The organism is Pseudodesulfovibrio hydrargyri (assembly GCF_001874525.1).
GTDB lineage: Bacteria > Desulfobacterota > Desulfovibrionia > Desulfovibrionales > Desulfovibrionaceae > Pseudodesulfovibrio > Pseudodesulfovibrio hydrargyri.
Window position 1 is genome coordinate 1,987,047 of sequence record NZ_LKAQ01000004.1, and the last position, 13,822, is coordinate 2,000,868.

10 protein-coding genes are annotated in these 13,822 nt (G+C 65.2%); 1 reads left to right on the top strand and 9 read right to left on the bottom strand.

Annotation, left to right across the window (positions count from 1 at the left end; all coding sequences use genetic code 11):
* Positions 1-3: 3 nt before the first annotated feature.
* The 5 genes from fdnG to fdhD form a co-directional block, all read right to left on the bottom strand.
* Positions 4-3,030 (bottom strand): formate dehydrogenase-N subunit alpha, encoded by a 3,027-nt coding sequence (gene fdnG, locus BerOc1_RS13540; RefSeq protein ID WP_084641528.1) that lies wholly within the window; start codon positions 3,028-3,030, stop codon positions 4-6.
* Positions 3,031-3,053: 23 nt separating this feature from the next.
* Positions 3,054-3,278 carry a hypothetical protein gene (locus BerOc1_RS13545; protein ID WP_129586540.1) on the bottom strand — a complete coding sequence of 75 codons (225 nt, stop codon included), beginning with the start codon at positions 3,276-3,278 and terminating at the stop codon, positions 3,054-3,056.
* A 291-nt stretch (positions 3,279-3,569) separates the two neighbouring features.
* A complete protein-coding gene (locus BerOc1_RS13550) occupies positions 3,570-4,475 on the bottom strand; it encodes a transposase (RefSeq protein ID WP_443197721.1) in 906 nt (301 codons plus the stop codon).
* A 38-nt stretch (positions 4,476-4,513) separates the two neighbouring features.
* The gene (locus BerOc1_RS13555; protein ID WP_071546204.1) at positions 4,514-5,401 is read right to left on the bottom strand and encodes a formate dehydrogenase accessory protein FdhE; all 888 of its coding nucleotides are present in this window, start codon (positions 5,399-5,401) and stop codon (positions 4,514-4,516) included.
* Between the two features lie 235 nt (positions 5,402-5,636).
* Positions 5,637-6,422, bottom strand: a complete 786-nt coding sequence (gene fdhD / locus BerOc1_RS13560) for a formate dehydrogenase accessory sulfurtransferase FdhD (RefSeq protein ID WP_071546205.1) — start codon at positions 6,420-6,422, stop codon at positions 5,637-5,639.
* A gap of 273 nt (positions 6,423-6,695) precedes the next feature.
* On the opposite strand from fdhD, the gene BerOc1_RS13565 reads away from it, so the two are divergent.
* On the top strand, positions 6,696-7,166 hold the full coding sequence (locus BerOc1_RS13565; protein ID WP_071546206.1) for an EF-hand domain-containing protein: 471 nt from the start codon (positions 6,696-6,698) through the stop codon (positions 7,164-7,166).
* Positions 7,167-7,274: 108 nt separating this feature from the next.
* Here the strand turns inward: BerOc1_RS13565 and fliD are convergent, their stop codons facing one another.
* The 4 genes from fliD to BerOc1_RS13585 are packed head-to-tail and all read right to left on the bottom strand — an operon-like array spanning position 7,275 to position 13,800.
* Positions 7,275-8,993 carry a flagellar filament capping protein FliD gene (fliD, locus tag BerOc1_RS13570; RefSeq protein ID WP_071546207.1) on the bottom strand — a complete coding sequence of 573 codons (1,719 nt, stop codon included), beginning with the start codon at positions 8,991-8,993 and terminating at the stop codon, positions 7,275-7,277.
* A gap of 9 nt (positions 8,994-9,002) precedes the next feature.
* Positions 9,003-10,196, bottom strand: coding sequence for a flagellin N-terminal helical domain-containing protein (locus tag BerOc1_RS13575; RefSeq protein WP_071546208.1), 1,194 nt, complete (start codon positions 10,194-10,196; stop codon positions 9,003-9,005).
* A gap of 16 nt (positions 10,197-10,212) precedes the next feature.
* Positions 10,213-12,225, bottom strand: coding sequence for a flagellar hook-associated protein FlgK (gene flgK / locus BerOc1_RS13580; protein ID WP_071546209.1), 2,013 nt, complete (start codon positions 12,223-12,225; stop codon positions 10,213-10,215).
* 24 nt (positions 12,226-12,249) lie between these two features.
* Complete coding sequence (locus tag BerOc1_RS13585) at positions 12,250-13,800, bottom strand: flagellar hook protein FlgE (RefSeq protein ID WP_071546210.1); 1,551 nt, start codon at positions 13,798-13,800, stop codon at positions 12,250-12,252.
* Between the last annotated feature and the right edge of the window lie 22 nt (positions 13,801-13,822).

Here is a 13,822-nt window from a genome sequence, read left to right on the forward strand (position 1 = left end):
CCCTTACGCCTTGCGGACGTTGACCATGAAGGCCTTGGTTTCGGGGATGCCCGTGTTCGGGTCGCCCACGGACGGGGTCAGGATGTTGGCGGAGTCGCCGCCGTCGTTGGGCCAGGTCCAGCCGAAGTGCCAGGGCAGGCCGACCTGATGGACGGTGGTGCCCTGGACCGTGAACGGCTTGAGCCGTCCGGTCACGATGGCCTTGGCCCAGATGGAGCCGCGCACGGAATCGACCATGACCCTTTCGCCGTTCTCGATGCCGCGAAGCTGCGCCAGTTCCCGGCTCATCTCCACGAAGACCTGCGGTTCGGCCTCGACCAGCCACGGGCAGTTTCGGGTCATCAGGCCGGTCTGCCAGTGCTCGGTGACGCGGTAGGTGGTGCCCACCAGGGGATACCTGGGATCGCACACGGCCTTTTCCTCGTCGTCGAACTTGAGGGCGGTCGGGTTGTGCAGGGTGCTCGAGAAGGGATGGGACTTCACCGGGCATTCCAGCGGTTCGTAGTATTCGGGGAACGGACCGTCAGCGCGGCCGGGGCCGAAGAGCTGGCCGAATCCGTTCTTGCGCATGATGAAGGCGTACTTGGTGCCCGGGGCCCAGCCGCCGTCGGGCACGTCGCCGATCCACTTCTCGCCGTTCCAGGCGATGACCGCCTTCTCCGGGTTGTAGGGCTTGCCCTTGAGGTCCACCGAGGCGCGGTTGTAGAGCACGCGGCGGTTGACGGGCCAGCACCAGGAGAAGTTCGGATACAGGCCGATGTTGGCCTGCTCCGGGGTCTGGGTCAGGTCGCGCCGGGCGGCCATGTTGCCCTTCTCCGTGTAGGAGTGGCAGTACAGCCAGTTGCCCGAGGTGGTCGAGCCGTCGGCCTGCAGGAAGGCGAAGCTGGGAACCTGCTGGCCCTTCTTGTACATCGTCCCCTTGATCTCGATGTCGCGGGTGAACTGGCCGTTGATCAGCTTGGCCGTCTTGTGGGGATCGAAGACCCCGTCGGTGGCGATGGCGTCCCAGGTGAGCCGGGTGATGGGCTCGGGGTACACGCCGCCTTCCTTTTGGTACAGGTGCTGGATCTCCTTCATCAGTTCATAGATGAGGTCGCCGTCCGGCTTCTGGCCGTTGGGCGCGTCCGGGCCCTTGTAGCGCCACTGCATCCAGCGGCCGGAGTTGGTGATGGAACCTTCCTTTTCGATGGACACGGCGCAGGGCAGGAAGAAGACCTCGGTCTTGATCTTGGACGGATCCATGCCCGGTCCTTCCCAGAACCAGCCGGTCTCGTTGGGGAAGATGTTGACGTTCACCAGCCAGTCCAGTTTGGTCAGGGCCTGCCTGGTCTTGTTGGAGTTGGCGCCGGAACAGGCCGGGTTCATGCCCCAGGCCAGCAGACCCTTGAACTGGCCCTCGTCCATCTTGTCGAACAGGGACAGCCAGGAGTATTCCCGGGCCGACAGCGAGTCGAGCCTGGGCAGGTAGTTGTAGGCCGTCGCGGGATCGTCGTCCTGCCACATGGACTTGATCAGCGAGGCGGAGTACTTCGGGAAGTTGCCCCACCAGTTGGCCGATTTCGGATCATGGGAGACCGGGGTGTGGGCCTTGTTGTACGCTTCCAGGGTGGGCTCGGAACCCTGCGGGGTCGCGAGGTAGCCGGGAAGGATGTGGAACAGCAGGCAGTGGTCCGTGGACCCCTGGACGTTGGATTCGCCGCGCAGGGCGTTGACGCCGCCGCCGGCCACGCCGATGTTGCCCAGCAAAAGCTGGATCATGGCCATGGAGCGGATGTTCTGCACACCCACGGAGTGCTGGGTCCAGCCCATGGCGTACATGATGGTTCCGGCCTTGTCCTTTTTGCCGGTGGCCGCGTAGGTCTCGTACAGCTTGGCCAGGGCTTCCTTGGGCATGCCCGAGATGGAGGAGACCTTGTCCATGTCGTAGCGCGCGTAGTGCTGCCTGAGCAGCTGGTACACGCAGCGGGGATCGGCCAGGGTCGGGTCCTTTTTGGGGTTGCCCTCGGCGTCCATGGCGAATGCCCAGGTGGACTTGTCGTAGGACCGGGTGGCCTCGTTGTAGCCGGAGAACATGCCGTCGTCGAAGGAGAACTTGTCGCCGACGATGAAGGAGGCGTTGGTGTAGTTGACCACGTAGTCCCGGAAGATCAGGTCATTGTCCAGGATGTACTTGATCATGCCGCCCAGGACGGCGATGTCGGCGCCCGAGCGGATGCCCGCGTAGAAGTCGGCCTTGGCCGAGGTCCTGGTGAAACGGGGGTCGACGTGGATCAGGGTCGCGCCCTTTTCCTGCGCCTTGGTCACCCACTTGAAGGAAATGGGATGGTTTTCGGCAGCGTTGCTGCCCATGATGAGAACACAATCGGAATTCTGGATGTCGATCCAGTGGTTGGTCATCGCGCCGCGTCCGAACGACTCTGCCAGAGCCGCAACAGTCGCGCTGTGTCAGATACGCGCCTGATGTTCTATGTACACCAGGCCGAGGCTGCGGAGCATGGTCTGGTAGGCCCAGCACTCCTCGTTGTCGAGAGCGGCGGACCCCAGGGAGGCGATGCCGTCGCAGCGGTTGACCACCTGGCCCTTGGCGTTCTTCTCGGTCCAGGTCTTGTCGCGGGTTTCCTTGATCCTCTCGGCGATGGTTTCCAGCGCCCAGGACAGGGAGACCTTTTTGAATCCCTTGGAATAGGGAGCCCGGTACAGGACGGAGTCCGGACGGCGGTCGTTGTCGCCCAGCTGCCAGATGGAGGCGCCCTTGGCGCACAGGGCGCCTTCGTTGATCGGATGGTCCGGGTCGCCTTCGACGTTGACGGCCTTCATGTCCTTGAGGGACGTGTTCACGACCAGGCCACAGCCCACTGCGCAGTAGCAGCATACGGACGTGGTCTGCTTGCTCCATTTCGGGTCCAGGGCGGCGGCGTGATCCGGCAATGTCGCCGTCTTGGCCTTGCAGCCGAGCCCCAGCCCGCCGAACGCCGTGGCCGTGGCCGCGACAGCGGAGAGCTTGAGGAAGTTTCTACGGTTGGTGTGCATTATACCTCCTGTGTTGGTGCGGGTCAGCGCCCGCGGATCTCGCGGCCGAGCGCCACGAGAAGCCTGTAGCCGCCGGACTGCGCGACGGGGCCGCAACCGGCCGGAAGGACGGCGGGCTCGCCCGTGTGGCGATGGACCGCCGGGGTCATCTCCCGGGCCGCTTGTCGGACCTCGGCCACGGCGAATCCCAGCCCGGCGAAGGGCATGGGGATCACGGCGGCGGCAGCCGGCAAATGTTGGTTGTTCATGCGCATGCGCATACCTCTCCCATTTCTACTGTTATCCCCTTTATGATGAATCCGGGGCGAGCGGGCAAAGGGAGCGTTCTTACAACCTTTTTCACACAGCGAAAAATATGTTTTTTTTAACCGGATGGCGCTATTGCTGCATCTACTTTATGTCGGATTTGGCATAAATGGATTTCCGCCCCACGGTTTGACACCGGGTGAAAGCGGGCGAAATCGGCGGGCGGCCCGCGCGAAAGGGCCCGGTTCCGAACCATCGGACCGGGCCGTTTTTCGTCATGGCCGGGCGGCGGGCTAGTCCGTGTTCGGCACCAGGGCGCAGAGATAGGCGGCCAGGATCTCGCCCAGGGGCTTGTGGCGGTTGTTGAAGCGGAATTCCAGCTCCTTCATGTACAGGGGGAAGCGCTGGCAGGAGATGCCCCGGAACTTCTTGATGCGCGACTGGGCGTACTCCCAGAACTCGTCGTCCACCGCGTCGATGTGCGGGGGCTCGTCGTAGCGGCGGATGACCTCGTAGGGCAGGGAGTCGTTGCCGCAGAACATGAGCGCGTCATACTCCTTGTAGCGGTCCGTGTAGACCAGGTTGCCCGAGCGGATGAGCTTGAGGTGGAAGTTCATGTGAAAGTGGAACAGGGTCTCGGCCTGGAATCCGGGCACCAGATCGATGAAGACCAGGTCGTCGCGGCGCAGGATGCCGTAGACCGGAATGGTGTCCATGCGCATCTCGCGCGGGCCGCCGGTCAGCCGGTTGCCCTTGAGGTAGGAGTCCAGGCCCGTGGCCGGGCTGATCAGCTGCCGGGCGTCCAGGGCGTTGGCCAGGATGGCGAAGCGGATGGCGGTCAGCGCCTTGTAGACCGTGTTGTAGGACAGGCCCAGCTCCTCCTTCATCTGGTGGACCGAGCGTTCCTCCACGAACAGGACGATGAGCCGCAGCCACTCGCCCGGGGTGAGCGCCCCGTTGTTGATCCACCGGCCCGAGAAGGGCTGGAAGGTATACTTGCACGAGGCGCAGCGCAGCCGCTCGCCGGACAGGGTGTAGACCTTGCGGTGCCCGCAGCGCGGGCAGAAGGGATCGCCCGTGGGCCAGGCCAGCTCCAGGAAATAGTCCCTGGCCTTGTCCTCGTCGCGGAGCAGCGCCTCGAAGGAGGCGGTGTTGTCCGGCGGCGGTATGACCGGCAGGATGTGCGAATTCTTCGACATGACGTCCCGTTGCGTTTCGGGCATGGCCCCTCCGGCTGTTAGAACCCCCAGGCGGACAGGGTGGCCCGCCGGTAACCCTGGTTCGCGGCCACGTAGTCCAGGGCCAGGGAATCCAGGTCGTCCAGCACCGGGAGCGCCACGCGGTCCAGGTCCCGGAAGTCTATGGTCTTCACATAACTCTTGCAGGAATCGCAGACGTCCACCCTGAAGCCGGGCTCCTCGTCCACGGTGAAAAAGGTCAGTTTCTTGTGGTCGTCCTCGCCGCAGACCGGGCAGGCTATGCGCTTGATCCGGTAGTGGTGGCGGCAGAACGAGCAGGTGGCGTGCCTAAACCCCTCCTTCTGCTCCAGGGAGGAGATCAGCGGCATGGACCCGCAGACCGGGCAGGTGCCCACGGGCGTGACCTTCATCTCGGGCAGCTTTTCGGCCAGCATCCCGGCCGCGGCCTCGATGGACGGCCCCATGGCCGCCAGGGCCAGGAAGGGCAGGGTCCGGGGCGCGTCGGGCATGCGTTCGGCCCAGGTCGCGAAAAAAGTGGTGTCGTCGTCCAGGACGCGCCGGAACAGCTCGGCCGGGGTCAGGTCGCCCTTGTCCAGGGCTTGGGCCAAGATTTTCGCGCCCTCGCCCAGAGGGCCTTCGGACTTGCCGACCAGGTCGACCAGCCTGCCGAGGAGTTCCTCGGCCTGGGCCGCGTCATAGGGAAAGTTCTCGCGGTTGATCAGGGACACGCCCTGGAGCACGGCCTCGGGCGGGGTGAGCTCGCCGTCCGGAGGCAGGGTCACCTCGGCCTCGGGCAGGGCGGCCAGTTGGAGGTGCGTCACCGCATCGAGCAAGTCGATGAGTTCGGCGGAGATGTACGACTTTTTGCGAAGCTGGGCCAGCTTCCGGTCGAGCCTGCTCGTCTCAAGGGCCATGTTGCGTTCCATGTGGTTCTCCAGAGTGTTTTCCGATCTTGAAAAACAGTATCGGAGGGGAACGCTATCTTGCCAAAGGTCTTGCACTTACTCAAGCTTTGGCACTATTTTATATATCTACTTGAAATACAATGCATTTGTTTAATGAATTATGCCAAAATAGGCATATTTTGAATAGAATGGATCAATAAAACAGGTCGGTTACAACGGCGAAAAAAATCATGCGTCCCGGGCCCGGGACCCGGAATCAGAAGCCGGTGATCCGCCCGTTGTCGTTGTAGACCCAGAAGCTGTCGTCGCGGATGTTGCCGATGAGGGTGATGCCGGTCTTCCTGGCCAGCTCCACGGAGAAGCTGGTGGCCACGGCCGTGGAGGCCAGGACCGGGACGCCGATGCGGACCACCTTGAGCAGGATCTCCGAGGCGATGCGCCCGGTGGAGACGATCATCTTGTCGTCCACGGCCACGTCGTCCAGGAAGCACTGGCCGCAGAGCATGTCGATGGCGTTGTGCCGCCCGATGTCCTCGCGGAACAGGAGCATCTCGTCGGGGGTGCACAGGGAGGAGTTGTGGCAGCCGCGCGTGTGCTTGTACAGGGTCGAGCGCTCGTGGAGCTCCCTGGCCAGGGCCAGGATCTGGTCCGGGGCGACGTGCACGTCGCCGCCCACCTTGCGCTTGGAGATGGTCGCCACGTTGCGCCCGAAGTTGGTCCCCTTGCCGCAGCCCGAGGTGATGGACCGCTCCATGATCCGGTCCTTCCACGGGTCGTGGCAGACCTCCACCTCGGCCACCAGCCGGTCGCCCTCGTCGCGCACGGTCAGGTCCGTGAGCTGGGCCGGGCTGGAGATGAAGGCGTCGGACTTGAGAAAGCCCACGGCCAGGTACTCCGGGTATTTGGCGGTGCACAGCAGGGTGACCACCTCGCGCCCGTTGAGCATGATGGTCAGCGGCACCTCCCGGATGGAGCTGATCCGCTTGCGGGTGAACCCCCGCTTGTATTCGTGGACGTCGTATTCGTATGATTCAGGGCTCATTTCCGCCTCCGTGCCGGGTCCCGGCATCCCTTCCTGGCCCCTCTCTATATTCCTCCACGGGCGGTGGGCAAGCCCGGCCATTTACCCCTGACTCTCACACCCGTGCGGCGACCTTAATAATTCTTGATGGCCCGCCGGGTATCCGGACGGGCGCCCGGCCCGATACAGTTGGTGAACGGTCCGCTTTGGCCCGCCTGCCCGCCCACGGGAAGGGGAGGCTGTCCTCCGGCAGTTGCCGGGCGGCGGGACAGGCGGAACAACCAGGAGATGCCTATGGATATTCAATCCGTGAGTTCCATGAGCGGCGTGATGGGGATGCAGGGCGGCATGATGCGGCCTCCGGAGAAGCCGGATGCCGGGCAGATGGCCTCCGATTTCCTCGACGCCATGGATTCGGACGGCGACGGCCAACTCAGCCAGTCGGAGTTTGCGGTGGGGGATGGCGAGACCATCGACACCGAGGCCTTCGACGCCCTGGACACCAACCAGGACGGGTTCGTCTCCCAGGAGGAGCTCGAGGCCGACGCCCGGTCCAGGATCGACTCGATGGCGGCAAAGCTCCAGTCCGGAGGCATGTTCTCCGGCATCAAGCAGACCGGCGACGGCGAGCAGCTCCAGCAGTTGCTGGACATGATGGGCTCCTCTTCGACGGACCAGGCGTCCGGCGCGGAGGCCTACGGACAGATGCAGGGGGGCGGGTTCGACACGAGCGCGTACGCCTCGGCCCTGAGCCTGAGCGCGTAGCCGGTTCCGGCAGACCTTCCTCTGAGGGGCCAAGGCCCCCGGCCGCCCCTCGGGGCGGCCGTTTTTTGGGGAACAGGAACACGCCGGGACCGGTTCGGCCGGCCCCGGCTACAAGGCCTCGATCAGCGAGGTCAGGGCGGTGCTCTGGGAGTCGTAGGTGGCGAGCAGGGCGTCCAGGGCGGCGTACTTGCGCTCAAGCGACGTTTCCATGGCGTCGAGCCGCTTTTCCTCGTTGTATATCTGGTTGTCCAGGCTGGTGACGTTCTCCTCGTAGTGGTTGATGAGGATGGTCAGGGAGCCGGTCTCCGCGTTGGTCACCGTGTCCAGGGAGTCGGACAGCTCGCCGATCTTGCCCTGCTTGACCCGGGCCGTGCCCGAGTAGTCGCCGTCCGCGGCCGTGCCCACGGAGATATACAGCCCCCTGGCGTCGCCCGAACCGGCCAGGATGGTCCAGCCGTCCACCGTGGCCTCCTCGCCGTCGATGTACGCCGAGACCAGCTGCCCGCCGGACACGGTGTATTCCACGCTGTGCTCCCCGGCCCCGGTGACCCCGTCGATGACCGAAATGACCTGGAAGTCCTCGCTGTCCGACTCGCCCTCGGCCCGGGCCGCGAACAGGGAGGCCACGGCCTCGGCGTCGTTGTCCAGGGCCTCCTCCAGGTCGTCCTCGTCCAGGAGCAGCTGGCCGTAGGTGGCCGAGTCCTCGTCCGTGTCCGTGGAAAAGCCGATCTGGGACAGGGCGTTGTAGTAGTCGCCGCCGGTCTCCTCGTCGTAGCGCGTGAACCCCAGGGCGGACGAGGACAGGATGGATTTGATGTTGTTGTAGACGATGTCCAGGGCGTAGCTGTCCACGGTGTAGGTCTCCTCGTCCGAGTCCTCCTCCTCGGTCACCCGCCCGGTCAGGATCTGGAAGTCCTCGATGACCGCGTTGAGCGCCTCCTGGAACTCCACGATCTTGTCGAACATGTCGTCCGTGTCGTAGCCCACCGAAACCTGCAGGGTATCGCCGTCCGTGGTGTCCTTGAGCTCGAAGGTCAGGCCGTCGATCACGTCGTCGATGGAGTTGGAGTCGCGCTCGATCCAGTCGTCCTCGCCCGGCGGGAAGCCGTCCACCTTGATCCGGGAATTCTGTCCGGCCTGGGTGTTGACGAACCCGGCCGCGCTCATGCCGGTCAGGGTGCCCGTGCCGGTCACGGCCAGGGTGTTGTCGCTGCCCGCGTCGCAGCTCTTGAGCACCAGGTAGGCCCCGTCGCCGTCGTCCATGATCGAGGCCTCGAACTTGTCGCGGGCGTCCACCGAGCCGTTGATGGTCGAGACCAGCCCCTCCAGGGTGGTCCCGGCGGCCACGTCGATGGCGACCGCCTCGCCGCCGAACTCCACCGTCAGGGTGGTGGCCGAGGCGGCCACCACCGAGTCCCCGGAGTCGTACCCGGTCCCGGTGTTGACCCAGACATCGTTCAGTGCCAGCTGGTCGACCACGATGGTGTGGATGCCCGCCTCGGCGCCGCCGTCCGCGTCCACCTCCACCTGGTCGTCGCTGACCTCGGCGGTCATGGAGTAGAACTCGTCGGGCTCGTCCATGTCGTCCAGGATGTCGTTGAATTCGTCGATCTCGTCCGAGAGCTGCTCCATGAGGTCGATGACGTACTCGTACTCCTCCTTCTTGTCCTGGTAGGATTCGAGCTGGTAGCTCTCTGCGTCGATGGTGGCGTCGATGATTTCGGAGAAGTCCGTGCCGTTGCCCAGCCCGGAGAAGGACACGTCGCCCGAGGTGGTCAGCGGTTCGTAGGCCTCGACGGAGCTGGAAAGGGATGAGACGTAGCCCATGGCGGCCTCCTATATGTAGTCGAGCAGGGACATGCTCATGACGCTGGACGCGGTGGACAGGACCGCCTGGTACACGTAGTTGGCCTGTTCCAGCTCGACCACGAGCTGGGCGGCGTCCGCGTCCTCGATGGAGCTTGCGGCGTTGGCGGCCAAGCTCTTGACCAGGGACTGGGAGGTCTGGGTGTAGGTGATCTTGTTCTCCCTGGCGCCCACACCGGCCGCTCCCGCCTCCACGGTCTCGTGGCAGTCGCCCAGGTCTTCCAGGCATTGGGCCACCGCGCCGGAATCGCCGCTTTCCATGTGGACGATGCAGTCGGACAGGGTCTCGAACAGGTTGGGCGAGCCATAGGGCTGGCCCGTGGCCTGGTCCACCCCGCCGAAGATGTCGCTGCCCACGGTGGTCATGTCCTCGGACGTGCTCTCGGACACGGCCACGGACATGGCCTTGTCGCTGCCGGTATAGACGCAGGCCTGGCGCAGTGAGAACCGCGAGCCGCCCCCGTCATCGTCGGCCGCCGTGACGGCCGTGCCCGAGGCCAGCTCGACCTGCGCGTCGGCCAGGTCCAGGACCGTGTCGCCCGAGGCCAGAACGGCCGAAGTCCAGGTCTCGCCGCCGTCCGTGGAGTATTCGTAATCCAGGGCGTCCGTGCCCACCGCGCCGTCCGAGGTGAAGCGCACGGCCACGGTGCCGTCCACCTCGCCGGTCAGGTTCACGAAGTCCGTCCGGCTCGGGGAGTCGCCCTGCAGGGTCACGCCCAGTCCCATCTCGTAGGCGTTGTCCTCGGTATCGTCCCCGGCAAAGATCGAGTCCGAGCCCATCTGGGTGTTGGCGATGGCGTAGAGCGCGTCCAGGTAGCCCCGCATCTCCAGGGCCATCATCCGCATTTCCTCGTCGGTGTAAGTCTCGGTGGAGGCCTGCTCGGCCAGTTCCAGGGCCGCGGTGATGGTCTCGCTGGCCGTGGACAGGACCTGATCTGCGGTATCCAGGTAGTCCAGGGCCACGCCGCAGTTGTCGAGGTAGCCGGTCAGGGACTGCTGGAAGCCGCTCAACTCGACCATCCTGCCCATGCCCGCCGGGTCGTCGGACGGGCTGTTCACCTTCTTCTGGCTGGAGTTCATGATCGTCAGCTCGGTGACGTCGTTGAGCGACGAGTTGATCTGGTTCAGGGACAGCGAGAATATTTGTGCCGTGCTGATGCGCATGTCGGTCTCCTTTGAGTCAGACCAGGTCCAGGACGGTGTCCATCATTTCCCTGGTCACGCTGATGATCTGTGCGGCGGCCTCGTAGGCCTGCTGGTACTTGGTCAGAGCGATGAGCTCCTCGTCCACGTTGACCTCGGTGGTCGAGGCCTGCTGCTCGTAAAGGTAGTCCACCGAGGTCTGGGCGTAGGTTTGTTTGAGCTCGGCGGCGGACGCGGCCGAGCCCACCGAGGCCACCAGGGCGGCCAGGGCCGAGGTCAGGGTGGTCTCGGTCCCGCCCACGGTCACGGTCTCGTCGCCCAGCCCGGCCAGGATGGTGGCCGTGTCATTGGAGCCTGTGGCCACCAGGCCGTCCTCGCCCACCGCGCCGGTGTTCAGGTGCGTGGTGTCCGTGGCCACGTATTCGTCGATGCCGATGTTCCCGGCGTCCGTGCCGGTGAAGTAGGTGTTCACCCCCAGGGCGGCCAGGACGCCCGAGGTGTCGCCCGCGATCTCGAACTCCATGTCCGTGCCCGCCGTGAGCTGAAGTTGCCCGTCGGCAGTGACCGTGGCCGTCAGCTCACCGCCGAAGGCCGCGTTGATGTCGGCGGCCAGGTCGTCCAGGGAGTCGGCCGCCGGGTCCACGGACAGGATGGACGAGGTCGAGACGTTGCCGTCCGCGTCGTAGGTGATCAGGGCCAGCTCGCCCGCCTGGATGTTGTCCGCGAAGTACAGGCCGCTGTCGGCCAGCGCGGCCGAGGTGTCATCCGCCGCGTAGCTCGCGTTCAGGGACGTGTGATGCGCCAGCCCCGCGCCCTGGGAGTGGGCCGAGTTGACCTCCCAGATGATCGACTCGGCCAGGGCGTCGAGCCCGTCCATGGTGTCGTAGACCGTGTCGTCGCGGGTGGTGAACAGCCCTGCCAGGCTGCCGCTCTGCGTGCGCCCGGACACGGTGTCCCCGCCGTCATCGGTCAGGGGGGTGATGTTCTTCAGCTCCCCGTCGCCGGATTCCCAGTACAGGCCGGACTTGGCCATGACCGTGTAGCGGTCGCCCTGGGCGTGGTCCATGGTGCCGTCCTCGAACCACAGGGTGACGCCCTCGATTTCCACCGCGCCGTCCTCGCCATCGGCGGTGTAGAGCATGACGTCGCCGTCCTCGTCGGTCAGCCATGTGTTGCCGCCGTCGGTGGAGACCTTGAACTGGGCCGTGCCGTCCGCGCCCGGGGTGACGAACTCGATGAGCAGTTCCTCGCCGGATTCGCCGGAGTAGGCCAGGGTCCCGTCGTAGTCCGAGCCGCGCACCAGGGATGCGCCGGTCCGGGCGTCGGCGTAGACCAGGTTGTGGGTGTCGGTGCCGTCCACGAGCGTGTAGCCCTCCTCGGTCAGGATGGTGACCGTGCTGTCGGAATGGTAGAGGACGTCCACGCCGATGAGGGCGTCCAGTTCCCGGATCATCTGGTCGCGGTCGGCCACGGCCTGGTTGTCGCCCGGGTTGGCGGCCACGGCCGCGTTGGCCTTGGCCAGGTCGTCGATCAGCTGGTTGGCCTCGTCCACCTGGTCCTGAATGTCCGCGTTGATGGCCTCGACCATGGCGTCCAGGGTGGAGGAGGTGGAGTTCAGGGCGTAGACCAGGGTTTCGGTCTGGCCGAGCAGGTCCTCGCGGGCGGACAGGGAGTCCGGGTCCGTGACCAGCTCGTTCCAGGCGTCGAAGAACTCCTCCATGACGTCGGACAGGCCGCCCTCGGACTGGTTCAGCAGGGAGTCGAGCTGGTTCAGGTAGTCCAGGGAGCTTGACTGGGCGGCCAGGTCGGCCAGGGCGTCCAGGTACTGGGTCTCCACGAACTTGTCCCACTCGGACTGGATGGCCGTGACGTCCGCGCCCGTGCCCACGGTCAGCCCCAGGGCGGTGATGGAGCCCGAACTCTCGTAGACCACCGAGGTGCGTTGGTAGCCGGTGGTGTCCGCGTTGGCGATGTTGTTGGACGCGTTGTTGACCGAGACCTGCGCGTTTTGCAGGGCGGTCTTCCCTATGTTGTAGAGATTGTTGATCATCACGTCCTCCTGTCAGGCCCGCGCCTAGCGCTTCAGGCCGATGGCCGTGGACAGCAGGGTGTCGGCCGTGGTGATGATCTTCGAGTTGGCCTGGTAGGCCGCCTGGATGATGATCAGGTTGGTCAGCTCGGTGGCCGTGTCCACGTTGGACTGCTCCAGGGAGTTGGAGGCCAGGGTCCCGAACCCGGCCGAGCCCGGCGTGCCGATGATCGCCTGGCCGGAGTCCGTGGTGGCGGAGTAGAGGTTGCCGCCCTCGGAGTAGAGCCCCTGGTTGTTGGTGAAGTCGGCCAGGGCGAAGGTGTACAGCTCCTGGCTCTGGCCGTTGGTGTAGCTGCCCTCGATGACGCCGTTCTCGCTGATGGTGATGTCGGTCAACTCGCCGGGCGCGTAGCCGTCCTGGCTCAAGGTGTAGGTGGCCGAGCTGGACGTGGTGCTGGTGGTGGCCCGGGTGGACAGGACCCCGGTGTTGAACGCGGGCAGCTGGTCCGGGGTGGTCGTCGCGGTGAAGTCGTCCAGGGAGTCGATCCCGCCCGAGGTGTCCCAGCCCGTGCCCGTGGCGAAGTCCGAGTTGGAGATGCCGAAATCCAACGATATCTCCTGGTTCTCGGCCGCGCCGGTGAAGTTGGCCTCGAACACGGGCAGCCCGTTGTCGTCGAATTCGGCCAGGACCCAGTTCTCGGCTGCCAGGGGATCGGTGGTGTCGGTCGGGGTATCGGACAGGGTGAAGGCGGTCATGGACTGCAGGTCGCCCGAGGACGAGAAGGTCAGGGTGCCGGTGACGAGCATGCCCGCGCCGCTGGTGTCGGCCATGTCCGTGCCCGCGAAGTCGCGCATGTCCTCGTCCGCGTCGCAGCAGACCGTGTATTCCCAGACGATGGAACCGTCGTCGGTGGTCACCGGGTCGTAGTACACGGTCAGGTCGTGGGCCGCGCCGTTCTCGTCGTAGACCGAGATGGTCGTCTGGTAGGCGTAGCGCGAGTCGTCCAGAGCGGGGTCCGAGGTGCCGTCGTAGATCTCGAACAGGGAGGCGTAGGGGTTGGTGGAGGAGGCGGTATTGTCCGTCTCGGTGGAGTCCAGGTTGACCTGGATGGCCACTTCGCTGGTGGCCTGAGGCGGGGACTGGGAGTTGTCCAGCTGGATGTCCACCAGCCCGCCGGTGATGGAGCCGTCCACGGTCTCCCAGCCCTGGACCCGGTTGCCGTGGGAGTCCACCAGATAGCCGTTGGTGTCGAAGGTGAAGCCGCCGTCACGGGTGTAGTAGGTGGTGTCCGTGTCCGGGTCGACCACGATGTAGAAGCCGTCGCCGTTGATGGCCACGTTCGTGACCGTGTTGGTGGACTCGTAGGCCCCCTGCGAGAAGTCCGTGGTCAGCGACGAGGTGGTCACGCCGTTGCCCACCTGGCCGATGGTCCCCCCGGCGTAGACCGTGGAGTAGAAGACGTCCTCGAAGGCGATGGACACGGACTTGTAGCCCGTGGTGGTCGAGTTGGCCAGGTTGTTGCTGACCACGGAGGTCGCCTGGCTCTGGGCCTGCAGTCCGGAGATGCCGGTGTACATGGATCCGCTGATGCTCATGATGTCGCTCCTTGAAGGGTTC